At 60.7% G+C, this 26,372-nt stretch carries 3 protein-coding genes and 3 rRNA genes (1 of these 6 running past the window's edge); 2 read left to right on the top strand and 4 right to left on the bottom strand.

What is annotated here, in order from left to right:
- Nucleotides 1-600: 600 nt before the first annotated feature.
- The 3 genes from rrf to OZX67_RS00615 form a co-directional block, all read right to left on the bottom strand.
- Nucleotides 601-717: ribosomal RNA gene (rrf, locus tag OZX67_RS00625) — 5S ribosomal RNA — on the bottom strand.
- A 163-nt stretch (nt 718-880) separates the two neighbouring features.
- A 23S ribosomal RNA gene (locus OZX67_RS00620) occupies nt 881-3,951 on the bottom strand.
- Between the two features lie 419 nt (nt 3,952-4,370).
- Nucleotides 4,371-5,895 (bottom strand): 16S ribosomal RNA (locus OZX67_RS00615).
- Together the 16S, 23S and 5S rRNA genes form the textbook arrangement of a ribosomal RNA operon.
- Nucleotides 5,896-6,766: 871 nt before the next feature.
- Here OZX67_RS00615 and OZX67_RS00610 point away from each other — a divergent pair.
- Nucleotides 6,767-7,123 (top strand): hypothetical protein, encoded by a 357-nt coding sequence (locus OZX67_RS00610; RefSeq protein WP_277143190.1) that lies wholly within the window; start codon nt 6,767-6,769, stop codon nt 7,121-7,123.
- Nucleotides 7,124-7,237: 114 nt separating this feature from the next.
- Nucleotides 7,238-7,996 (top strand): Sir2 family NAD-dependent protein deacetylase, encoded by a 759-nt coding sequence (locus tag OZX67_RS00605; protein WP_277143188.1) that lies wholly within the window; start codon nt 7,238-7,240, stop codon nt 7,994-7,996.
- Between the two features lie 584 nt (nt 7,997-8,580).
- Here OZX67_RS00605 and OZX67_RS00600 read toward each other — a convergent pair.
- Nucleotides 8,581-26,372 carry the 3' portion of an InlB B-repeat-containing protein gene (locus tag OZX67_RS00600; protein ID WP_277143186.1) on the bottom strand. The gene runs 12,028 nt beyond the window's last position, so the window shows 17,792 of its 29,820 coding nt (coding positions 12,029-29,820); the start codon falls outside the window, past its right edge; its stop codon occupies nt 8,581-8,583.

Genomic DNA, 26,372 nt, shown 5'->3' with positions numbered 1-26,372 from the left:
TCTTCCCATCATCATGTTTTGGTGAGAGCATATCGGCCGAATATCCTTCTCCTGCTGAAAGCATCGAGGATACACTTTCGTCGGTTTCCGGTATGGGAACATGAATCTTTCCGACGGCCAAAGTTGAGGCTGCCGCAGTCAGATGAAAACCTGGATCAGATTCCAGCTTGTGTTTTAAGGCCGACGTCCTAGTAAGCCTTAATCGCGACTTCATGCACGCCTGTCGTGATTCGGGCTGAGCGGTTACGGTGTGAATCAGGAATTTGATGATGCCCGATCGTGGGCTGTGGCGTATAGGCGGGCATTTCACGCCGATGCCCCAGCAAAGAAATCCGGCGGCGATTCGGCCGTCGAAAAGAGCCAAAACGAGCACGTGATCCGGGACCGGACGCGCCGGATACTGAAGGAATCTCGAAGAAATCACCATTCTTACAGTTTCGGCTGTGCGCCTTTGTCGTGTCCTGTGTTCGGGGTGTGGTGCCTCGTGGGTGTCCGGGTATGTGCGGGAGGGCCCCGGGCGGATCGTGTGGGCCCGGCCGTGGGGGCCCGGATACGGGAAAAGGGGAGCGGCCCTTGCGGGCGCTCCCCTTGTGAAGTGTGGTGCGGCGGCGGGCTACTCTCCCACACCCTGTCGGGTGCAGTACCATCGCCGTGCCAGGCCTTAGCTTCCGGGTTCGGAATGGGACCGGGCGTCTCCCCTGGGCTATGGCCGCCGCAAATCTTGAATTGTACGCAACCCGTGGGCTGCGGGATAGTGGCGGCTCGGGAACCGGAAAGCGGACGCGTTAGATGCAGATGAATCGTAGTGCGGTCATTCAGCGCTCATGCTGTCTGAATGTCTTTCGCAGAGGATGCCTCACGTCCCATCAATGGAGATGGGAGTGTGATTGCCTTTCGGCCGTTAGTACCGGTCGGCTCCGCCCCTCGCGGGGCTTCCACGTCCGGCCTATCAACCAGGTGTTCTGACCTGGGGCCTACAGGGACTCTAAGGTCCCAAGGAATACTGATCTCGGAGCAGGCTTCCCGCTTAGATGCTTTCAGCGGTTATCCCTTCCGAACGTAGCCAACCGGCCGTGCCGCTGGCGCGACAACCGGCATACCAGAGGTTCGTCCACCCAGGTCCTCTCGTACTATGGGCAGGTCTCCTCAATATTCCAACGAGCGCAGAGGATAGAGACCAAACTGTCTCACGACGTTCTGAACCCAGCTCGCGTGCCGCTTTAATCGGCGAACGGCCGAACCCTTGGGACCTGCTACAGCCCCAGGATGCGACGAGCCGACATCGAGGTGCCAAACCATCCCGTCGATATGGACTCTTGGGAATGATCAGCCTGTTATCCCCGGGGTACCTTTTATCCGTTGAGCGATGCCGCGCCCGTGCGCCGGCACCGGATCACTATCTCCGACTTTCGTCCCTGCTCGACCCGTCGGTCTCACAGTCAAGCCCGCTTGTGCGATTGCACTCGACACCCGATTGCCAACCGGGCTGAGCGGACCTTTGAGCGCCTCCGTTATCCTTTGGGAGGCAACCGCCCCAGTTAAACTACCCGCCAGGCACTGTCCCTGACACGGATGACGTGTCGAGGTTAGACATCAAATGGAGACAGAGCGGTATTTCACCTTGCGGCTCCACGATGGCTGGCGCCACCGCTTCGAAGCCTCCCGCCTATGCTACACAGTTTCCACCTAATGACAATACCAAGGTATAGTAAAGGTCCCGGGGTCTTTTCGTCCTTCTGCGCTTAACGAGCATCTTTACTCGTACTGCAATTTCGCCGAGCTCCTGGTCGAGACAGTGGGGAAGTCGTTACGCCATTCGTGCAGGTCGGAACTTACCCGACAAGGAATTTCGCTACCTTAGGATGGTTATAGTTACCACCGCCGTTTACCGGGGCTTGAATTCACCGCTGCCCCCGCGCGAAGCGGGATGACGGATCCTCTTAACCTTCCGGCACCGGGCAGGCGTCAGTGCATATACAGCGGCTTGCGCCTTCGCATGCACCTGTGTTTTTGGTAAACAGTCGCTACCCCCTGGTCTGTGCCACCCCCCGAGGCTCCCCGCGCAAGGCGGTTCACCCCAGGGGGTCTCCCTTATACCGAAGGCACGGGAGTGATTTGCCGAGTTCCTTGACCAGGATTCGCTCGATCGCTTTGGTATTCTCTACCTGACCACCTGTGTCGGTTTGCGGTACGGGCGCCGCAGCACCTCGCGCCGAAGCTTTTCTCGGCAACGGAAACCACCGGGTTCGGCCCCAACGGGCCCCACCATCGCGCCTCACCCTCGATGCACCCCGGATTTGCCTGGGGTGCGGGCTGCACGCTTGGCCACGGACTACCACCGCCGCGGCCGGCTCCTCCATTGCGTCACTCCTGCGCTGGCCTACCGGAAGGTCTGTCCCAACCACCGAGCATCAGGCACCCCGAAGGGAGCCATCCGCAGGGCGGGAGGTTAGTACCCGACTTTCGGCCCGGACGGTCCTGCGCCGGTACGGGAATATCGACCCGTTCGTCCATTCGACTACGCCTGTCGGCCTCGCCTTAGGACCCGACTCACCCGGGGACGATGAACGTGGCCCCGGAACCCTTGGTCATCCAGCGGACGGGATCCTCACCCGTCTCTCGCTACTCATGTCTGCATTCTCGCTCCCGCACGGTCCACGGCGAGCTTACGCTGCCGCTTCACCCCGTACGGGACGCTCTCCTACCCAGCAACAAAAGCTGCTGCCGCGTCTTCGGTGGCGTGCTTGAGCCCCGCTACATTGTCGGCGCGGAACCACTAGACCAGTGAGCTGTTACGCACTCTTTCAAGGGTGGCTGCTTCTGAGCCAACCTCCTGGCTGTCTATGCGACTCCACATCCTTTCCCACTTAGCACGCGCTTCGGGACCTTAGACGACGATCTGGGCTGTTTCCCTTTCGACGACGGAGCTTATCCCCCGCCGACTCACTGCCGCGCTCTACCACAACGGGTATTCGGAGTTTGGTTGCCGTCGGTACGCGATACGCGCCCTCAGGCATCCAGTAGCTCTACCCCCCGGTGGAACCACGCGACGCTGCACCTAAATGCATTTCGGAGAGAACCAGCTATCACGGAATTTGATTGGCCTTTCACCCCTAGCCCCAAGTCATCCCCCCAGTTTTCAACCTAGGTGGGTCCGGTCCTCCACGCGGTCTTACCCGCGCTTCAACCTGCTCAGGGCTAGATCATCCCGCTTCGGGTCCAGGACAAGCGACTCAAACGCCTTTTGAGACTCGCCTTCGCTACGGCTCCCCCACGACGGGTTAGCCTCGCCACCTGCCACTGACTCGCAGACTCATTTTTCGATAGGCACGCCGTCACCCCACAAGGAGGCTCCGACGGTTCGTAGGCGCACGGTTTCAGAAACTGTTTCATTCCCCTCCCGGGGTGCTTTTCACCTTTCCCTCACGGTACTCGTTCGCTATCGGTCAGACAGTCATATCTAGGCTTACCCCACGGTCGGGGCGGATTCACACGGGATTCCACGAGTCCCGTGCTACTTGGGAACCTGGATCGGAAGGCAGCGCGCGACCGGCTACGGGGCCATCACCCTCTACGGCCGGGAATTCAATCCCGTTCGCCTAGCACGCCGCTTTATGACTTCCGCCGGACGCTCCAGCATCCGGGCACCAGGCCCCACAACACCCGCCGCGCAACGCCTGGAGGCTATCACACGCGGCCGGTTTGGCCTGATCCGCTTTCGCTCGCCACTACTCACGGAATATCCTTTCCTGCAGGTACTGAGATGTTTCACTTCCCTGCGTACCCCCCGCACGAATGCGGTGCCGGCCCATACGGCCGGCGGGTCCCCCCATTCGGAAATCCTCGGATCAAAGCCCTGTCGGCGGCTCCCCGAGGCCTATCGCGGCCCCACACGTCCTTCATCGGTACTGTCTGCCAAGGCATCCACCATACGCCCTTACCAGCAACACACACCCATACAGGCTGCATGCCGCAAGGACCTTCTGCGAAAAACTCTGGACAACACATCATCACACTATGAATGATCACAAAACGATCGACCAAATCCCCGATTGGAATCGGAGACCGGTCTTAAAAATTGCATCTAACAAAGCAAGATCAAAATCTTGCTCGCGTCCACTATCCAGTTCTCAAGCCACCACGCACGACCGGATCAGACGCCCCATCCGGGGCCGCCGTCAACGGAAGGCATCGAATCGCACCCGCACTAAGCGGGGGTGGCGATCCGGGAGCCCAAAAGCATGCCCGCACCACAATGTACGTGTAAAGTTGTGATTCTCTGATCTTTTCCACACCAGCAGGACCACACCAGGGAACATCCCCGGCAGGCCCGACACCGGCCACCATACAGTGGCCTGAATTCTCCGTAGAAAGGAGGTGATCCAGCCGCACCTTCCGGTACGGCTACCTTGTTACGACTTAGTCCCAATCACGAGCCTCACCTTAGACGGCTCCGCCCACAAGGGTTCGGACACCGGCTTCGGGTGCTGCCCACTTTCATGACTTGACGGGCGGTGTGTACAAGGCCCGGGAACGCATTCACCGCGGCGTTGCTGATCCGCGATTACTAGCGACTCCGCCTTCATGGAGTCGGGTTGCAGACTCCAATCCGAACTGAGACCGGTTTTCAGGGATCCGCTCCGCGTCACCGCGTCGCATCCCGTTGTACCGGCCATTGTAGCATGCGTGAAGCCCTGGACGTAAGGGGCATGATGATCTGACGTCATCCCCACCTTCCTCCGAGTTGACCCCGGCGGTCCCTTGTGAGTTCCCACCATAACGTGCTGGCAACACAAGGCGAGGGTTGCGCTCGTTGCGGGACTTAACCCAACATCTCACGACACGAGCTGACGACGACCATGCACCACCTGTGAACCGGCCCCGAAGGGAAGCGCCGTCTCCGACGCGATCCGGAACATGTCAAGCCCAGGTAAGGTTCTTCGCGTTGCATCGAATTAATCCGCATGCTCCGCCGCTTGTGCGGGCCCCCGTCAATTTTTCTTTGAGTTTTAGCCTTGCGGCCGTACTCCCCAGGCGGGATGCTTAACGCGTTAGCTCCGACGCGGAACCCGTGGAATGGGCCCCACATCCAGCATCCACCGTTTACGGCGTGGACTACCAGGGTATCTAATCCTGTTCGCTCCCCACGCTTTCGCTCCTCAGCGTCAGTAACAGCCCAGAGACCTGCCTTCGCCATTGGTGTTCTTCCCGATATCTACACATTCCACCGTTACACCGGGAATTCCAGTCTCCCCTACTGCACTCAAGCCCGCCCGTATCCGGCGCAGACCCATCGTTAAGCGATGGGCTTTCACACCAGACGCGACGAACCGCCTACGAGCTCTTTACGCCCAATAAATCCGGATAACGCTTGCACCCTACGTATTACCGCGGCTGCTGGCACGTAGTTAGCCGGTGCTTATTCGAAGGGTACACTCACTCTCGCTTGCTCCCCAACAAAAGCGGTTTACAACCCGAAGGCCTTCATCCCGCACGCGGCGTCGCTGCATCAGGGTTCCCCCCATTGTGCAATATTCCCCACTGCTGCCTCCCGTAGGAGTCTGGGCCGTATCTCAGTCCCAATGAGGCCGGTCGCCCTCTCAGGCCGGCTACCCGTCAAAGCCTTGGTGGGCCGTTGCCCCGCCAACAAGCTGATAGGACGCGACCCCATCCCATGTCGGTAACCCTTTCCCGCGATCACATGCGATCACGCGGAACACCCGGCATTACCACCCGTTTCCAGGAGCTATTCCGGAACATGGGGCAGGTTGGTCACGCATTACTCTCCCGTTCGCCACTCTCACCCAAGTGCAAGCACCTGGGATCCCGTTCGACTTGCATGTGTTAAGCACGCCGCCAGCGTTCATCCTGAGCCAGAATCGAACCCTCCACAAAAAACATGAAAGGCCGAACAAATCGGCTCTATACAAAATAATTGACGGAACCATTCCATAAGGGGGAATGGCCCCCACTAAAAACCCCGACACGAATTAAGCCCCCTAGGACACCCCGAAAACGGGGCACGCGCCGGACTGGCAATCAAAAAAAGCTTTACAACAAAAAGTAGTACAGACACACTCTTGAGTTCTCAAACCACCACCACACCAACAAACAATCTCAACTCTTGGAGGAGAAGTTGCCGTGTTGAGCAGCAAGAGATAAATATACGCGTTAAATCGATTATGCGCAAGTTGAAGGGTGCAAAAATCTTAAGAACCGTTGCAATGATGCGGTTCTTTCGGCGTGTCACTACAGGTGCCTTGCACCTCTAAGTAATATGTTAGACCGAAAATATCAAGAATCAAATCGGCATAATTCTTTTTTCACGGCGTGTTGAAGCTACAGTGCCGAAAACCAAATAACCGCACGTCTTAAACCCTCCTTTTCCGTCTTGGATATTGAGATAAGCCAGCTGACATCGAAACATACGTATGCTATTTGGCGCTAGACCAACTCGTAGCAACCAAGTGTTTCGATACGTCAGATTCGCAGCTGATACGGTACCGACCGGTTAGCCAGCATCACCTTCCAGGAATGCTTGCCTTATTGCACGCCCTATTTTCATTGCGGCACGCATTCCCCACCTTGCACCTTGTTGCTTATCGGGTACCGGCCATAACCCAACACAGTTCTTAAGAAGCTCACCCTTGGCAAAAGCTCGATTTTGTAAAGCCCGCCTCATAAAGCAGCGCAAAAGAAAAATTCGATCATTGCCGGAAACCGAGCGGGAATCGACGATAAACGTCCAAGTAATATACTGTCTGTTATGGGCCCCAGAAAACACCGACGCAAACTCCACTTGCCTTGGTGGGCGTATCTGCTGGTTGCATTGCTGCTCGACGTGGAATGGGGAAGCGCTCTGGTGCTTAGCCACGGATTCGATAAAATTTCCTATGCGATAGCGTCGTTGGTGGGTATGGGTTTAAGCTGCCTATCCATTTACGCGGCCGGGGAGCGGGTCGGGGAGGAACACCCCAATCATTCGGTTGCCGGTCTTCTCGCTATGCTCAATATCTTAGTGGTGGCGTTCATTACCATGCACGTTGAAATTCCGGCAAGCTTCCTCGTCTTCATAGCAGTCGCGGCGCTCGTGATTTTCCTGGTGTTATTCTGCTTGCAATAGTGAATCGGCAAAAGCCACATTCCGCACAGAAATCGGGAGTGATTCCCCGTTTTTACCGCAATAGCGCGGCAATCGCAAAACCAAAGTTGCTCAAGCACGATTACAATAATATATATGACTAAAAAAATTGCGGTATTGACTGGTGCTGGTATTTCGACTTCGGCGGGAATCCCCGACTTCCGCGGGCCGGACGGGGTGTGGACCAAGCACCCGGACCAGATGAGCGTTTACGACATCGACGCGTTCATGCGCGACAAGAAGGCGCGTGAGTATTCGTGGGCTTGGCAGAAGGCTTCGCCGGTGTGGAACGCACAACCGGGCAAGGCGCACAAGGCGCTGGTCAAGCTTGAAAAGGCAGGGCTGCTGACGCTTCTGGCCACGCAGAACTTCGACGCGCTGCACGAGAAAGCCGGCAATTCCAGCGACCTCATCGTCAATCTGCACGGAACCATCGGCACCTCGCACTGCATGAAATGCCACGCCGAGTACAAGACGGCCGACATCATGGACAATCTCGACAACGAGCCGGACCCGCACTGCCACCGCAAACTGCCGTATAGCGGCAACACGACCTGCAATGGACTCATCAAAACCGACGTGGTCTACTTCGGCGAGATGCTGCCGGAAGGCGCGATGGAAAAGTCGATGGCGCGAGTGGCCAAGGCCGACGAGTTCTGGGTGATCGGCTCGACGCTTGAAGTCTTCCCCGCCGCATCGCTGGCGCCGACCGCGGTGCAGGCCGGAGTGCCGATGACCATTATGAATATGGGGCACACGCAATACGACAACATCGCCACGCGACTGATTCACGACGACATCGCCAAGGCTCTGCCGGAACTGGTGGACGAAGCCATCGCCGAAGCCGAGAAATAAACAAGGCGCGTGACGTAATTGGGGTGCCTGTCAAAGACATCCCGAATTCAATCATGAACTCTCCACTTGCATGAGGCCTTGATACGCAGTGATCCCCACTGGCTTGAAACCGGTGGGGATCACTGCATTTACTTATTGGGCCTGGCCTTGGTCACGTCCGATTCAACGTAAACGCGCCAAATGCAGATGCCGATGAATCATCGGATGCGGCTGGTCACGTTCCGGTCGAATTGGGTTTGGAACGTGTCTCATTCCGTTCGATTCAAATCCGGAATGCAACCGGACCGGGTCAAAATACTGGTCGAACTCGGTTCAAATCAAATCTAGAACACGACAAGATCGGCTCAGGTCAAGCTCGGGTCTGGGGCAGGGTTGGATCCGCGTCAGTTCGGATCTGGGTCAGGATTAACTCGGGTCAGTTCAAATCCGAGTTAGTCCGAGTCCGGGGTGGGGTTAGGTCCGGTTTGCGCGGGCCAAAAGGCGGACGCACAAACCGGACCCGATTGCGACCGATTGAAGACGACTCCGAAGGCTTCTAGGGGCCAGCCGAACCGCCGCCCATAGGGGGCCGACGCCGGTGGCTCTTAGAAGGCTGCGGGACCGACACCGGAGGGGCCGGCACCCATAGAACCGGGACCTACCGGACCGGCACCCATGGGACCAACGCCAGTCGAGTCGGGACCTGCTGATGGCGGCAACGTCGTTTCATCTCTCTGCTGCTGACCGGGGATCGGCCGCGACTTGCGACGCAGGTAAATCCAGAAGGCTGCCAGCGAGACGATGACGGCGATGGTGAGCACCGTGAAAGCGACAAGCGCGACAATCGCGGCGACCTCCAATGGCGTCAGGCCAGAAAGACCCTTCGGAGACTGATAAGCGGTATTGTTCGCCCTATCCGAAGAACCGCTATGGCGGGTGGAGTTGTTAAGAGGAGTTCCTCTCTTCTGCTGTCCCTGCGGCCCAGAAGCATTGGCTGGAGCCTTGCCCGCAGCGCTATTTTCGCCGGAACGAGCACCTCCGCCGTTGATCGTGACACGGTTGTCGGCGTTACGGCTGGCGTTGGAACCGCTACCGAGACCAGCTCCCGCACCGAAGATCGGGGAAGAACCAGCAAGGCCGTTTGCACCAACGAGACCGTTCGCGCCAACGAGGCCATTGCTGGTAGCCGGGAAGCGTCCACCGATAATATTCGGGTTTGAACCGTCACCGAAACCGTTTCCATTTCCGAAACCGTTTCCGTTTCCGAAACCGTTGCCGTTGTTGCCGTTGCCGTTACCAGAACCGTTACCGTTACCGCCGTGGCCGCCGTTTCCGTTACCGTTACCGCCGCCGTTTCCGTTACCGTTGCCAGAACCATTGCCGTTGTTGCCACCGTTGCCGGAATTGTCACCGTCACCGGAATTATTCGGCTTGGCGACGAGCGCCGCAAGGGCACCCAGCAGAGCAACCGTAGCGTTATACACATCAGCCTGAGACGCGTTGGACGGGTCGTCCAGCAGACCTTCAGCGGTATCAAGTGCATCGCTCAAACCAGCCCACGAACTACTCGTGTACTGATTCTTGTTCTTGCCCTTCGCTACCTTGACGGCCGCCTTCAATTTCTCCCAATCCGCTTCGCTCGGCTTCGTGTCGGCGCTGGCCGGCTTGAGCTGGAGGCGATTGATGGCTGAATTGAGGGCATTGATGGCATTGATGACGTCACTCTTCGAGGCGTTATCCGAATTGTTCACCACACCCTCGGCACCGTCGAGAGCATCTTGAAGGCCGTTCCACGAACCACTCGTGTAATCGTCCTTGTGCTTGCCCTTGGCCGTGTTGATGGCAGCCTGCAGCTTATTCCAATCATCCTGACTCGGCTTCTCATTCTTGTCGACCAGGTTATTGAGAGCATTCTGCAAATCGTCCGCAGCCTGCTCAACATCATGCTTGGACGGAGTATCGGCAACAGCCACTTCCTTGGCGTGGTCAAGAGCATGCTGAACTTCATTCCAGGACGCATCGGTGTAATCGCCCTTATGCTGTTCATCCTGCTTGGCTTGCTCGATGGCATCCTGCAGATCACTCCAATCGTTGGCGTCAGGAGCCTCGACCCAGACCGCCGAGACGACCGTATCGGCCGTGACGGGCTTGTCGAAGTCGAAGGGCTGGCCGTCGGGGCCGTGCCACCCGGCAAAGAGATAGCCGTTGCGGACCGGATTCGGGGTCGGGCGATGAGCCTTGGAGCCAGTGGGGATGACCTGATCAGGAACCGTGGAAGCATCCTTTCCGGTATTGAACGAGACCTTCACCGTGTTCTCCTGCCGCTTCCAGCCGGCCTGCAGCGTCAAGCTGCTACCGACCGTGTTGAGGTTGAAGTCCCACGGATTGTTGGAAAGCGAACCATTGGCGTTGACGACATACCAACCGGTGAAGTCGTAACCGTTGCGGTGCACCGCGTGCTGGCCGGGAAGCATGCCGGCATCCGGATCGGTCAGCTTGCCGTTGAAGGCAACGTTCTGATCCTTGACGCGTGACGGGTCATCGGCAATGCCGCCGTTCAGGTTGAACGTGACGAGCAGCTTCGCGGACTCACCGCTGCCCGGCTTGGTCAGCGTGAAGGAGATCTCGGACTCGTTGCCCGAGGCATCGGTCGCAGTGACCTTGACCGTTCCGGTGTTGTTCATGCCAACAGGTCGATCGAGGAACCAGTAACCATTGCTGTCACTGAAGTTCTCGTTGACCAGATTGCCGCCTTGCGCCAGCGAATCAGTCACCTCGACGCCCGGCTCATACCACTTGCAGGACGCGTTGGTGCACATCCAGCTGCTGATGCCGTTGAACCAATCGGCGGAGAGACCGCTTGCGGAGATGGCAGGTGCCGTCATATCGACGAATACCCAACCGGACGTGGCGGTCACCGGCTTGGTCAGGCCGGACCGCTTCAACGTGACGTTGAAGATCCAGTCATCACCGGTACCGATGGAATCCGTGAAGGTATGGACAGGGTCGTTGAAGGAGTAGTGCCAGGTGCCGTTATCGAGGTTCGGCACGATATTCGTAACCGTGATCTCGGGATGGGCGACGCCGCTGCGACGAGCCGTCAGGGTGAGGGTATCGCCGGACTTGCCGCCAGCGATGCCACCAGCCACATCGAGCTTGCCGCCATTGTCCAGCACGCCGTTGCGGACATGCGGGATCATGACCTCTTCGAGGCTGACCTGCGCATTCTCAACAGGAGTAGGTGCCGGGGCGGGCGCCTTGTCCTTCCAAACCGCATAGAGCGTCGTGTTCTGTGTCAACGTGGTGTTGAAGTCGAACTCGGCACCGCCCTTCGTGGTGGACCAATAGCTGAACTCCTTGCCATCGGGGCCAATGAGGGTGCGCGAAGGCTTGGCGATCTTGCCGTTCTCCGTTTCGGCGGTGAATTCGGTCTTGCCGGCGGCGGTCATGCCACCGTTGAGATCGAAGGTCACCTTGAACTCGGCAGGCGCAGGAGTTGGAGCCGGGGTGGGCTCCGGACGACCCTTCCAGTGCGCGTACACCGTAGTGTTCTCGCTGAATACGGTGTCGCCAGTGATCTGGTCGCCACCGGACCGCTCGGTGTACCAGCCGTCGAAGGACTTGCCGGTAGGAGCGACTGCCGGGCCGTCGGGCACGTTGGTAAGCTTCTTGCCAACGGTCTTCTGAGCCACAGGAGCACCGGAACCACCGTTCGCGTCGAAGCTCACGAGGAACTCGCCGGAATCAGGAACCGTGTTTACCGCCCAGTGCGCGTGCACCGTGACATCGCCGGTAATCGGGGCATCGAAATCGAACTTGTCGGAACCGTTGGCGGCCTTGAACCAGCCGAGGAACGAGTATCCGGGCAATGTCGGGTCCGAAGGCCGTGTGGCCTTCTGCCCATCATCCACCTGCTCGGGCTCGATGGTCGAGCCACCGTGCGTGTCGAAGGTCACCGTATGCTTGCCGGCAGGGGCGGCCTCGACGGTCTTCCAGTGGGCGTACACCGTCGAGTTCGCAGTGAACTTGGTGGACGTGGTCACCTTGTCGCCGTCGGAGGGCTGGGTATACCAACCGTCGAACGACTTGCCGTCAGGAGCAACGCTCGGTCCGGCAGGAACAACCGGCAACATACCGCCGACCGTGGCCACAGGAGCAGGAGCACCGGAACCGCCGTTGGCATCGAAGCTCACGAGGAACTCGCTGTCAGCGGGCGTCTCGTTCTTCTGCCAATGAGCGTAGACCGTGATATCGCCGGTAATCGGGGTGTCGAAGTCGAACGGTGCGCCGCCCTCTGCCTGCTTGAACCAGCCGAGGAAGGTATAGCCTTCACGCGTCGGATCGGTATTGGGCCTGGAGGCCTTCTTGCCGTTCTGGACTTTCGACTTCAAAGCAGGCTGGCCGTTGCCCATCTCGAACGTCACCGTGAACTGGGTGGACGCCGTGGGCTTGTCCTTCCAGACCGCGTAGAGCGTCGTGGCAGCGGAGAGCTCGGTGTTGAAGTCGAACGCCGTGCCACCCTTGGAAGCGGACCAGTGATCGAACTGCTTGCCAGCGGGAACAGTGAGCTTGCCCATTTCCTCGTCGGTCGGAGCCACGGCCTTCTTGGAGGCGGTGGACTTGCCGAAGGCCTGCGAAGCATGGCCGTTCTGCGGATCATAGGTGACCAGGAACTCGCCGTCAGCCGGAGTAGGCGGAGTCGCCATCCACACCGCATAGAGCGTGGTGTCTTCGGTGAGCTCGGTGTTGAAGTCGAACGCCTCGCCGTCGGGAGTCGCGGACCAGTGACGGAAGGTCTTGCCCTCCGGCACCGTGAACTGCGACATCTCCTCATCAGTCGGAGCCACGGCCTTCTTGCCGGACGTGGACTTGCCAAACGCCTCGGACGAATGGCCGTTCTGCGGGTCATAGGTGACGGTGAGCTCTTCGTCGGACGGAGCCGGAGGAATCGCCATCCACACCGCATAGAGCGTGGTGTTGGCGGAAAGCGGCGTAGTGAAGTCGAACGCCGGGCCATCCTTCGAAGCGGACCAGTGCAGGAACTGCTTGCCAGCAGGCACCGTGAGCGCCGCCACTTCGGACTCGGTGGGCTCGACAGCCAACTTGTTGACCGTGGACTTGCCGAATGCCTGTGAACCGTGGCCGTTCTGCGGGTCATAGGTGACCAGGAACTCACCGTCCGGCGTCACCGGCGGCTCGTCCATCCACACCGCGTAGAGCGTGGTGTCGGCAGCGAGCGACGTGGCGAAGTCGAAGCCATCGCCATCGACCGCCTGAGACCAGTGCAGGAACACCTTGCCATGCGGCGCGGTGAGGCTTGCGATCTGATCGGCGGTGGGTTCACCGACCTTGCCTGCGGAAGTGAACGCCTTGAACGAGGTGTCGCCGCCGGCTGTTCTGCCGCCTTGCAGGTCGAAGGTGACCGTGTGCTCACCATCGGCGGGTGCCGTAGCACTCATCGAGTAGTGCGCAGTAAGGGTCGTGTCTTGCGTGAACGGAGTGTTGGCGAAGTCATAGGCATGGCTTGCACCAGGCGCGAACCAGCCATCGAACGTATCGGCACCCAGCGGGACCTTCGGCGCGGCCGGCTGGCCGAGCTTCTGGTTGGTGGTGTTCATAGTGAAGTCTGCGTCAAGACCACCGTTGGCGGGCTTGAACGTGATCGTGTACTCGCCCTCGGACGGAACCTCGGTCTGCGCCTTCCAGTGTGCATAGACCGGCATGTCCACATTGAACTCGGTGTTGGTGGTGACCTTCTGGCCGCCTTCCTTGGCCGTGTACCATGCGTCGAACTCCTTGCCGATCGGCGCCGGGGTGGGCGCGTCGGGCAGCGAAGTCAGCTTGTGGTCTGTGGTCTGCATGGTCTTGTACGGGAGGGTGTCGGTGCCGTTGTTGGCATAGAACGAAATCTGGTACTCGACCGGAATCTGCTTCCAGATCGCATAGACCGTGGTGTTCTCGGTGAACACGGTGTCGGTAGTCACCTGATCACCGTTCTCGCGCTGCGTCGACCAGTGATCGAAACGCATGCCTTCCGGAGCGACGCTCGGGCCATCAGGCAGGGAAGCAAGCTTTCCGTCATTGGTCGTCTGGGCCGCAGGGGCACCGGAACCGCCGTTCGCGTCGAAGCTCACGAGGAACTCGCTGGGAGCGGGCGTCGCGTTCTTCTGCCAATGAGCGTAGACCGTGGTGGCCTTCGTAATCGGGGTGTCGAAGTCGAACTTGGCATCGCCATCGGCCGCCTTGAACCAGTCCACGAAGCTATAGCCCGCACGAGTCGGGTCGGTTTCAGGACGGGTGGCCTTCTGGCCGGAAGTCACGTTCTGCGAGGCGACCAGCGAAGCGCCGTCACCCGTTTCGAACTTGACGAGGAACTGGCCGGCCGGGACGCTCGACGAGGAAGACGAGTTCTTCCAGTGGGCGTAGACCGTCGTGTTCTGCGTGAATACGGACGATGTAGTGACGGACTTGCCACCGACCTTGCGCGTGTACCAGCCGTCGAATTCCTTGCCGTCAGGAGCCGTGGTCGGGCCGTTGGGCACGCTAGCCAACTTGTGGTCGATTGTCGCCTGCGGAGCCGGGGCACCGGAGCCGCCGTTCGCGTCGAAGCTCACAAGGAACTCGCTGGGAGCGGGCGTCTCGTTCTTCGTCCAGTGGGCGTAGAGCGTGACGCTTTGCATGACAGGCTTGCTGAAGTCGAAGACATCGGAACCGTTCTCCGACTTGAACCAGCCCGCGAAAGTATAGCCATCGCGCGTCGGGTCCTTCGGCTTGCTGACCTTCTTGCCCGCGTCGAACGCATCGGGCGAAGTGACATCGGAACCGCCGTTGGACCTGAACGTGACCTTGACCTGCCTGACCCAGCCGGCCGTCAGCGTGACGTTGGCCGTCACCTTGTCGGCGGATTCGCCTTGGTCGCTGAACTTCCAGGCCTTCGACTCGTCCTTCGGCGAGCCGTCGGCGTTGAGGTCGCCGGCGTTGGCGTACCAACCGGCGAACCGGTAGTCGTCCTTCGTCGGGTCGCCAGGATTGTCGAGTGTCGCATTGTAACCAACCGGATCGGATGTCGGGGCCGCGGAGGCTCCGTCACCGGTGACATACGTAACCGTGTACGAGCTGGCCTTCCAATGGGCGTAGACCGTGGTGGCCTGGGTGATGGAAGTGTTGTCGAAGTCGAACTGGTCGGAACCAGCGTCCTTCGAGACGAACCAACCCTTGAAGTCGTAACCGGTCTTCTTCGGGTCTTCAGGCTTGCTGGCCTTCTTGCCGCTGACCACATACTGCGGGTCAATCGTGGAGCCGCCGTCGGTGTCGAAGTCCACCTTATAGGTGGTGGCGCTCCTCCACTTGGCCTGCAGGGTCATGTCGCCGGTAACGGCAAGATCGAAGTTCCATTGCGTCGAACTCGGGGTGCCGGACTCCAGCTTGTACCAGCCGTCGAACTCGGAGTTCTCCTTGGTCGGATCGCCAGGCTTGGATGCCTTGCCATTGACGTCGAACGTCTGCTTGTCAACACTGGTGCCGCCGTTGGAATCGAAGGTGACCGTGACCTGCTTGATCCAGTGGGCATAGACCTCGGTGGGTCCGGTGATCGCGGTGTGTTCGAAGTCGAACTTGCCCGCAGCATCGTCAGCCGAGACATACCAATCGTCGAAGCGGTAGCCGCCGGACTTCGTCGGATTCTTGGTCGGACGCTTGGCGTGGCCCTTATAGGTCACCGACTGCGTATCCACCACGGAACCGCCACCGGTCTTGAACGTCACGTCGTAGCTCTTCGCTGTCCAATGGGCGAAGAGAGGCGTATCGGCGTCAATCGCGTGGCTGTCGAAGTCGAACTTCGTGCCGCCGTCCTTGGCATCGAACCAGCCCGCGAAGTCATAGTGCGGACGAGTCGGATCCTTGGGCTTCGAGGCGAAGCCGTCCTTCAGCACCTGCTGGTCGGCCTCGGCGTTCGAGCCGTCACCGGCCTTGGCCGGGTCGTCGTTGTCGCCATTGAGGTCGAAGGAGACCTTGAACTGCTGGGTCCAGTGGGCGAAGAACTCGACGTTGGCGCTCACCTTGTAGGGGAAGGTGACCTTGTCGCCGCCATCGGCCTTGGTGTACCAGCCGTCGAAGTGCCAGCCGTCACGCACCGGAGCGCCAGGCTCGGTGATGGTCTTGCCGTAGCCGACCGTCTTCGCCTCGGTGGTGGTTTGGCCGCTGGGATCGGTGAAGGTCACCGTGAGCTCATCGGCGTTCCAATGGGCGTAGATCTTGGTGTCCTGCGTGATCGGGGTGTGCTCGAAGTCGAACGCAGCAGCACCATCGTCAGCCGAGACGAACCAGCCGCCGAAGCTGTAATGGTTGCGGGTCGGATCGGTTTCGGGCTTGGTGGCATTATCGCCGTCGACAACCGGCTGGTCATCGACGTGCGAAGCACCGGCGCCGGTGATGAACTGCACCGTGTGCGCCTTGCGCCAGGTGGCCTTCAGCGTGATGTTGTCCGTCACATTGTCGGCGTCAAGATCGAAGTCCGTACCGTTGTGCTGCCACTTGTCGAACTTGTAACCGGCCTTCTTCGGATCGGCCGGCTTGCGAGCGCCGACAGGGGTGCCGTCGTCCACAGTCACCGGATCGATGGCGTTGCCGCCGTCGGTGTCGAAGCTGACCTTCCAGACCTTGACCCAAGTGGCCTTGAGCGTGATGTCCTCAGTCACCGGGGAGTCGAAATTGTAATCCATGCCGTCTTGCTGCCACTTGTCGAAGCGGTAGCCGTCGCGTGTCGGATCCTGCGCCGGCTTCTTGACGGTGCTGTTGTAATCGACGCTCTTCGAAGGAACCGCGGAACCGCCCTCGCCTGTATCGAAAGTGACCGTGTACTTCTTCGGCGTCCATGTGGCCTTGAGCGTGATGTCGCCCTCGACCTTGGTGTTGGCAAAGTCGAACGGATGCTTGCCGTTGGCGGGCTTGCCGCTTTCGTCAAGATCGGTCGACAGGTACCAATCGCCGAAGTCGTAATGGTCGCGCGTCGGCTTGCCGGGCCTTGTGGCCTTGCTGCCGGTGTCGAAGGTCTGCGGATTGACCGAGGAACCGCCGTCACCGGTATCGAAGGTGACCGTGACCTGCTTGATCCAGCCAGCCGTCAACGTGGTGACGCCTGTCACCTTGTCGGCGTCGGCCTGATCGCTGAACTTCCAGGCCTTGGCATCCTTCGCAGGCTTGCCGTCGGAGTCAAGGTCGTTGGCACCGGCGAACCAGCCGGCGAACCGGTAGCCGTCCCTGGTGGGAGCGGCCGGACGACCGAGAGTGCTGTTGTATGGCACCTCGGTGGAGCCGGGAGCCGGGGAGGCGTCCGGACGGGTCACGTACGTGACCTTGTAGGAGGAGGCGGTCCAGTGCGCGTACACATCGGTGTTCTTGTTGATGACAGTGGCGCCGAAATCGAACGCAGCGGCACCATCGTCGGCCGAAACATACCAACCGGCAAAATCGTAACCGGCCTTGGTCGGGTCGTTGGCAGGCTTCTGCGCCTTCTCGCCGTCCACCACCGTCTGCGGGTCAACATCGGAACCGCCGTCGGTATGGAACTTCACCGTCCACGTGGTGGCGTCGTCCCAATGCGCGTAGATCGTCGTGGCGCCGTAGATGGCAGTGGTATCGAAGTCGAACTTCGTGCCGCCATCAGCCTTGGTGTACCAGCCGGCGAACTTCTTGCCTTGCAGCGAGTAGGTACCGGTCGGTGCCTTGACCTTGTCACCCTTCGCAACCTGCTGCGCGGCCTCTTGCGGAGTGCCGCCCTGCATGTCGAAGTCCACGGTGTAGAGCTGCTTCCACTGCGCGTAGAGCGGGGTGTCGGTGCCGATGGTGTCGTTGAAGTTGAACTTCGTGCCGCCGGTCTTCTGCTTGAACCAGCCCGCGAACTTGTAGCCGTCGCGGCTCACCGCACCCTCAGGAGGCTCGGTGGCCTTGTGGCCGCCCGCGTCGACATACTGCGTCTTCAGGGCGTCCTTGAACTGCGGGTCTGTGGAGGCGGTGCCGCCGTTGACATCGAAGCTGACCTTGTAGGCACGAATCCAGTGCGCATACACATCGGTATTCTTGGTGATTTCGGTGGAATCGAAGTCGAACTTCGTACCGCCGTCAGCCTGGGTATACCAATCGTCGAAGCGGAAGCCGTTCTTGGTCAAATCGGTGACAGGCTTGGTGGCCTTGCCCTTGTAGACCACGGACTGGTCCTTCACCGCGTCGCTGCTGGCAGCGTCGCCGCCTTCGAGGTGGAAGGTGACCGTGAAGGTCTTCGGCGTCCAGTGAGCGTGGATGACGGTATCGGAATTGATCGCGGTGTGCTCGAAGTCGAACTTCGTGCCACCGACGGCTTCCGTATACCAATCGTCGAAATCATAATGCGTACGCACTGGGTCGTCCGTCGGGCGCTTGGCGTGACCGTTGCCCCCGACCGTCTGCGCCGGAATGGCCGCAGAGGTGACCGGCGATTCGGGATCGCCGCCCAAGTCGAAGGTGACCTTGGACTGCTGGCTCCAATGGGCGTAGAACTCAACGTCCTTGGTGACCTTGTAGGGGAAAGTGACCTTGTCGCCGCCGCTCACCTCAGTGAACCAGCCATCGAATTGGTATCCCTCACGCGTCGGGGCCGGGGTCGGCTCGTCCACGTTCTTGTTGTAGGAGACCTTCTTGGAGGGCACGTTGTTGCCGCCGTCGAAGTCGGTGAACTTGACGGTGTATTGCACAGCGACCCAGCCGGCCTTGAGGATCAGCTCGTCGTTGACCTTGCTGGCCGCCTCACCCTGGTCGTTGAACTTCCAGGCTGTGGTGGAAGGCTTCGGCTCGCCGTCCTCATTGATATCGCCGGACTTGAACCAGCCCTTGAACTCGTAGCCGGCCTTGGTGGGATCACCCGGGTTGTCGATGGTGGAACCCTCGTCAACGGTGAGCCCCGCGAGCTTGCCGCTGTCGGCAGGAGTGCCGCCGGCCACGTCGAACTGGACGTTGTGCTGGCGCACCCAACCGGCGGTGAGCGCCAGGTCGGACTCGATCAGGGTGTTGTCGAAGTCGAACGCCTGAGTGCCGTCCTTCGGCCTGCCGTTGCCGTCAAGATCGCTGGCCTTGTACCAGCCGGCGAAGCGATAGCTGTCCCTCTTCGGGTCGGTGGGCTTGGAGGAGCTGCCGATGGCAGTGGCGTCATCGACGGTCAGAATCGTCTTGCCCTTGCCGTTGGCCGGGTCGAACGTCACCTTGTGCTTGGCGTCGGTCCAGCGGGCCTTGAGGTTGAGGTTGTCGTTGCCGTCGAGCAGATCGCCCGCAATCGGGGTGTTGAAGTCGAACGGCGTCGCGCCATCTTTCGGGTTGCCTGCGGGATCGAGGTCGGCGAACTTGTACCAACCCTTGAACTTCTTGCCATCCGGCGTGAAGCTCGGGGCGGCCTGATCGTTTGCGGCGACCTTGTTGCCACGAAGCAGGGTGACCTTGTTGACATCCTTGCCGTTGTTCGGATCGAAGGTGACGGTGACATTGTCATCGACCCAGTTGGCCACGAACTTCGTGTCCTTGTCGATCTTCACACGGTCATTGCCCTCGAACTTGAGAGGCTCACCGGTAGGATTGCCGTCCTCATTGGCAAGATACCAATGATCAAACTTCTTCTTGTCGGGAGCGTGCGCCGGGATGCCAGGATCGTCAACGAGGCCCTTGCGGCCGACCGGCCTGGTGAAGACCGGATCCAGACCGCCGTTGTTCGGGTCGAAGGTGGCGGTGAAGCTCTGCTCCAGCCAGTGGGCGTGCAGGGTCATGTCGCCGTCGGCGACGCTAGGCACATCACCGTCGAAGAGGAAGCGTGTGCCACCTTCAGCCTGGGTGAACCAGCCGTCGAACTTGTAGCCTTTGCGCTTCGGATCCTGCGGCTTGTTAGGCGTGGTGCCGGCGGGGATACGCTGGCTGTCGATGGTGGTGGAGGTACCGTCCGCCGCGGTGGCGGGGGCATCCTCGGAACCGTTGAGATCGAAGCTCACCGTAGCCATCTTCGCCCACTTGGCGTAATACGTGACGGCCGAGGTGATAGGACCGGTCTGCGTGGCTTCGTCGGGGAACACCTCGTCGCCGGTGCCGTTGCCGGTCTCCGCGTCCTTCGCCTTGTACCAGCCGGCGAAGTCGTAACCGTCGCGGGTCGGGTTGGTGGCGGGCTTGGTAGCCTTGTCGGCATCGTAGACCTGATCGACATGCTTGGACGGCGTGCCGTCCTCGGAAGCGAACTTGCCGTCTCCCGCATCGTAGGTGACCGACCAGCGAGTGCCGGTGTAGGTCTTGATTGCGGAATAGGCGGATTCGTTCTTGTCGGTGTCAATGGCATAGGCACGAAGCTTGCCGTTGTGTGCACCTTGCGGCAAGTCGAGCGTCCAGTTGCCGTCCTCATCAGCCGTGGCTTCTTGGGTGGCGTCAACTGTATTGAAGGTGGAATCGCTGACAGGATCGGTCCAGTCGAAATCGACCTTGACCTTCGCGCCTGCCTCAGCCGTGCCCTTGACCACGCGGTTGCCGGACTTGTCGGGCACCGCGTCGACCGTGAACTTCGGCGGCACCATGTCGACATGGACCTTCTGCCAATCGTCGGAGGTGGTCGGCGAAAGCCGGTCGCCACCGTTGAGGATACGGCCCATGAGGTAATAGTCGCCGGGGACGGTGAACTTGGAGGTGTCAACATCGCAGGTCCAAGTCTGCAGTACCGGTTCACCGAGCGTCTGCCGGCAGCCTGTAAGTTCGGTGTTGTCACCCGGTTCGGCGGGCAGCACCAGGTCTTGAGGCGCGACACCGATGCTCGGCGAGGCAAGCCGGCTTGCAGACGCAGCGGAGAGGGAAGACGGGGCGGCAAGAGACTGCCCCGAAGCGGTGTCCGCAAGCATATAGAGCCTAAGCTTCGCACCCCTCACGTTTGGTATGGCAGCGCCGGTAATCGTCACCTTGGAATTGGGGGCGAGCTGGCCGTTATTGCCAACGGTGGTATGCGGAACACCGGCCTCGGTTTCGGGGACCTTGATCTTGGGTCCGGCGTTGACGATATCGACGTAGACGCCGGCGGAATCGATCAGCGAACCACCCACGTGCTGACGGGCGTAGTAGATACGCCTGCCCAGCCCGTCAAGACCATCGGCACGGGTGTGCCCAGCGCCTTCGGCCGCAGCTGCAGCCTTGGCCGTGCCATCATCGGTGACCTTCCAGGTGCCGTCTTGGGCGACCGTGTCGGTGCCGATCGGGATGAGGTCGACGCTTTGGGCGGATGCCGTCGCATCGAACGTGCCCAACGGATTGGCCGCGTAAAGGTCAATCTGCTGGCCGGGCATGCCGGAACCGGAGACGTCAAATTTCCACGTATAGACCTTGTGGTCTGGCGCGCCGGAAGTAACCGGACCGGTGATGACCGGCTTGTTGCTCTTGGTGGTGACGCCTATGCCGTGCGAATACTGGGACCAACGTCCGTCGCCGAGCTTCTGCCGCACATAGTAGACGGCTTGGCCCAGGGCGTTGACATGATCACCGAAGTGATTATCGGTGAAGGTCCAGGTGCCTGCCGCAGCATTGGCGTTGACGGGATCCTCAGCCGAGGAAACCTGATCCAGTGTGGCAGTTTCGCCGGGCACATTCGCACCGACGGAGCTGCTGGACGGGCTGGCCGCGTAGACCTCGACCTGCGCGCCAGGCAGATAGGTGCCCTCAAGGTCAACCTTCGAGCCGGAAATCTCGGCATCCTGCAACGGCTTGGTGATCGTCGGAGTGACGTTGCTAATCGTGATCGGATGGGCCGCCGAGAACTGGTGGTCGCTGTCGTCGTGGGCATCGCGCATCTGCTTGACGTAGTAGATGCGATGGCCGTCGGAAAGACGGGTGGTCTTGGCCGTGCCGTCGTCGGTGACGGTCCAATTGCCGCCTTCGTCGACGGTGGCTTCGCCGACCTTGACCAAGCTGCCTTCCTTCAGCTTGTCATCGCCGGTGGCGCTGGTGCTGAAGTTGCTCTTGTAAGGGTCGGCCGCGTAAAGCACAATGTGCAGTCCGGGCAGGCCATGACCGGTGACGTCGAAGTTCCACTTGTTGACGGTGGAGCCGGCGGCCGGCGAGGTGATCGTCGGAATCGCGCCCTCGAAGCGGGTGGAGATGGCACGGGAATACTTCTTCATGCCGTTGACGCCGGGCTGGGTCTGCTGGACGAAGTACCAGCGCACGCCGTCGGAACGGGTGCCGGTGAGGCCGCTGATCTGATCGGTGCAGGCCCACTTGCCGTCGCCGCCCACGGTGACCGGCGCGTTGCTGCACTGCACTTCCGTGGCGCCCTTGGTCACACCGTTTTCAGCGTTGTTGATGCTGCTGGACGGGTCGGAGTCCTTGTCGAACGCCTTGCTGGTATCGGGGGTCTCGAAGACCTTGATGGTGGAGTTGGTGTAGCCGGTGCCACGCAGGGTGATGGAGGTGTAAGGCACGGTGGAACCGGAGGTCGGCTCGACGATGACCGGGGTGGTGTCGCCCACGGAGTAGAGCACGCCATGCGAGAAGGCGTGCGCCAGTTCCGTGCCGGAATGGTCGCCGGAAGTCAGCGACTGACGCACGTAGTAGACACGCGTGTTGTCGCTTGCGGTGGCCACGCCGTTGGCATCGGCATCGGGAATCGAATAGGAGCCGTCGGGCTTGACCACAATGCCCGAAGCCACCTTCACCAGCTCGACGCCATCGGACTCGGCCGGGGCGTTCGGGTCGAAGACCCTGCCTTCATGGCCGGTTTCCTTGGGCTGGGCGGCCCAAAGTTCGAGGTGCATGCCGGGCACGCCCTTGCCGGAGATGATGGCGGTGCTGACACTCTCGCCGGCGACCGCGCTGTCAACAAGCGGGGTGACGTTGTTGACGCCCAACTGCTTGCCGTCGGAATAGAGCGATTGCACATAGTCGGAAGGCACAGGCGGTACGGAAGGCGTGACCGCGGAGTCGAGCTGCGGGGTGGTCTGGCGAGCGTAGTAGATACGGTGACCGCTGTCGAGATCGGTGGTGACGTTGCAGCCTGCAGCGCCCGGCGTGCAACCGTCGCGCAGATGCGAGCCGTCGTCGACGATCGACCAGCGGCCGTCGTTGCCGACCTTGCCGGAGCCGATCTTGATCAGGCCGACGGCCTCGGAGCCAGGAGTGACGGAGCTGAAGCCGGGCTTCTTCGGGTCGGCCGCGTAGAGCGTGACCGTCGAGGAAGGCACACCGGTGCCGCTGATGGTCTGCTGCCATTGATCACCGGGCAGCGTAGGAGTGTCGATGACTGGCCGCACTCCGGCGATGCTGGTTTCCATGCCGGAGGAGAAGATCGAGTACTTGGTCTCGGCGGGGGTGGAAGAGCTGCTGCTCTTGTCTTGCGCGGGGATGGTCTGGCGCGCGAAGTAGACGCGCTTGCCGTCGTCGGGCCGGGTGTCGCCGGTGTGACCATCGTCGGTGACCTGCCAGGAATGGGACTTCTTCTGCGCGTCGGTGACGGTAGGATCGACGTCATCGCCGATCTTGGCGTGGCCCACCTCGATAAGCTTCGAAAGGTCGAGCTTGCTCGGGTCGGCGTCGGCCGCATACCAGTTCTTCGGATCGGCGGCGTAGAGCGTGAGCGTCTCGCCGGTCAAGCCGGTACCGGAGACGTTGACCGTCCAGCCGTTCTTGTCGCTGCCAGGCGCGAACTGCGGGGCCTCGACCTTGGTGATGGACGGGTTGGAATAGAGGAAGTGAACCTCAAGCGCCATGGAGTAGAGCGACTTGTTCTTCTCCGAGGTGGACTGGCTGACCCAATACCAACGCACGCCGTCGGAACGAGTGCCGTCGTCCTTGGCATCGTCGTGGAAGCTCCACTTGCCGTCGGAGCCTGCAATCAGCTTGTTGCCCTTGGTGATGTCGTTCAGGGTGACGGACGAGTTGGTGTTCGGGTTGTTGTTGCCGTGGTCGAGCACGTGGTTGATGTCGGCCATCTCCCAGACGTGGATCTGCGCGCCGGGCACGCCGGTGCCGTTGAGCTGCACATCCCACTTATCGAGACCGGTGTTCTCCGCACCTGGGCTCGTAATCTGCGGGGTGGCTCCGGGCATCGTGTACCACTTCGGGGCGGAGTAGCGAGACTGCTTGACGCTGGACTCGCTGGAACCGGGCATCTGCTGCGTGGCGTAGTAGATGCGCTTGCCATCCTTCAGGCGCGTATCGCGCTTGGTGTGGTCGATGTTGCCGTTGTCTTCATCAGTGAAGTTCCAGACGCCGTCGTTGCCCACAGGCGCGGTTTCACCGAGCTTGATGAGCTTGACCGGGCCTTTGTCAACGCCGTCGACGATTGAGTTGTTATTAGGACTGACGTTCGGGTCGAACGGGCCGTCTTCAGGGTCGACCGCCCAAACGGTCACCTTCTGGCCGGCGATGGCCTTGCCCGTCAGCGGCACCTTCCAGCCACCGGCGTTGCCGGGGTTGTAGAGGTTGTTGGCGCCCGTAGGAGCCGGGCCGGTGATGGTGGGGATGACGTTGTCGACGTTCATCTTCACACCGGCCGAGTACGCGGAATACGCTTCGGGGTCGCTGCTAGACTTCGGCTTCCTCGGCAGGGTCTGGCGCGCATAGTAGATGCGGTGGCCGGTGCCGGTGGCGTCGCCGGAGTCGGTGTCCGGCTCGGTGCCGGAGTCGACGACGTGCCACTTGCCGTAGTTGTCTACCTCGGCGGGCACGCCATTGAGCTTGTGCAGCTGAATGCCGCTGGCCGTGTTGTTGGCGTCGACGGTCTCGTTGAATGTGCCGTCGTGCGGATCGGCATAGAAGACGGTGAGCTTCGAGCCGGGCACACCGGTGCCGGTGATGGTCTGGGCCCACTTGCCCTGGCTACCGTCACCCGCAGTGGCGTCGATGGTCGGAGTCATGTTGCCGAACTTGACGGAGACGGCGGTGGTATAGACGGAACGCTTGCCGCCGGGCAGCGTCTGCCTGACGTAATACCAACGCACGCCGTCGGAACGGGTGGTGCCGTCGCCATTAGAGCAGGCGGCAGTGACGCCCTCGCCGCAAGCCACTGTGGCAGGAGCCACGGGGTCGGTGGAATCGTTGGCCGGGTCGGTCCAGGTCCAGGTGCCATTGTCCTTCACTTCGACGTTGCCCTGCACGAGCACCGGATCCGGGTTGGAAAGAATCTGCGAGTTCGGGTCACGGGACTTGTCGAAGGCGCCACCGTTGTCGGGGGTCTCCCAAATCTCGATCTTCGACTTCGGCACACCCTTGCCGCTGACCTTCACACCCCATTCGATCTGGCTGGAGCCATGGACCGGGGTGAGGACCTGCGGGACAATGCTGCTGACCATGCCGTCAGAGGCATCAGAGAAATTGGCCACCGAATAATCCGGCTTGCTTTCCTTCACACCGGGCAGACCAGCACCGTTGGGCAGGGTCTCCTGGGCATAGTAGATGCGCTGGCCGCCGTCGGAGGTGTCGTCGTGGTCGCCGTTGTCGGTGATCGACCATGTGCCGTTGTTGTCGACGGTCATGGTGCCGTCGCTGTTCGGCTTGTCCTCACTGGTGGGGTCGATGGCGATGAGCTTGACCTTGGGGTTGGCGGCGGAGGCCGTCGGGCTGAAGGTGTCGCCCTTCGGATCGGCTGCATAGAGGCGAATCCTGGCTCCGGGCACACCGGTGCCGCTGACCACGCTCTTCCAGTCGATGGCACCGCCGTCCTTCGGGGTGAGAATCTGCGGGTGGGCGTCCTTGACCTTGGCGCCCTTGCCCACGGAGTAACCCAAATCAACCGGATGCGCGGTATCCGCCGGATTCGGCGCATATTGGCGCACATAGTAGATACGAGCACCGTCGGAGAAGCGGGTATAGTTCTCGGGCTTGGGGTCAGGTGGGTCGGAAGCGAAGTCATACAATCCGCCATTATCGGGCATGTTCCACGTGCCGTCGTCGCCAACAGTCACCGTGTTGCCCAGAGGCAGCAGCTTCACGGCGCTATCGGCGGTCGGGTCGAATTGCACGCCGAACTTGCCGGAGGCGCTGGCCACATAGAGCTGCACCTTCATGCCGGGCACACCACGGCCGCTGACGGTTGTGCTCCAGCCGTTGATGGGCTTCGACCACCACTTGCCGTTCTCCCTTGGATCGGAGCTTGTGGCCCACTGGCCGTTGTCGCCGCCGGCCGCAGAGGCCGTGGGCCGGTCGATCACCGGCTGGGTCAGGCGGAACTTGGCGCGGATGGCCTTGGAATACTTGGAGGCGGTACCTTCGGGCAGGATCTGCTGGGCGAAGTACCAACGGGTGCCGTCTGTGGCGGTGCGTCCCTTGACGTTGGCTTCGTCGAAGTCCTGCCAATTGCCTTCGTTGACCTTGTTGGTGGAGGAGGCGTCGGTATCGTCGGCCACGAGCACGGGGTTGA

The organism is Bifidobacterium sp. ESL0728 (assembly GCF_029392015.1).
Taxonomy (GTDB): Bacteria; Actinomycetota; Actinomycetes; order Actinomycetales; family Bifidobacteriaceae; genus Bifidobacterium.
Note: the sequence above shows the minus strand (reverse complement) of the source record. Positions and strands in the feature narration are given on the sequence as shown.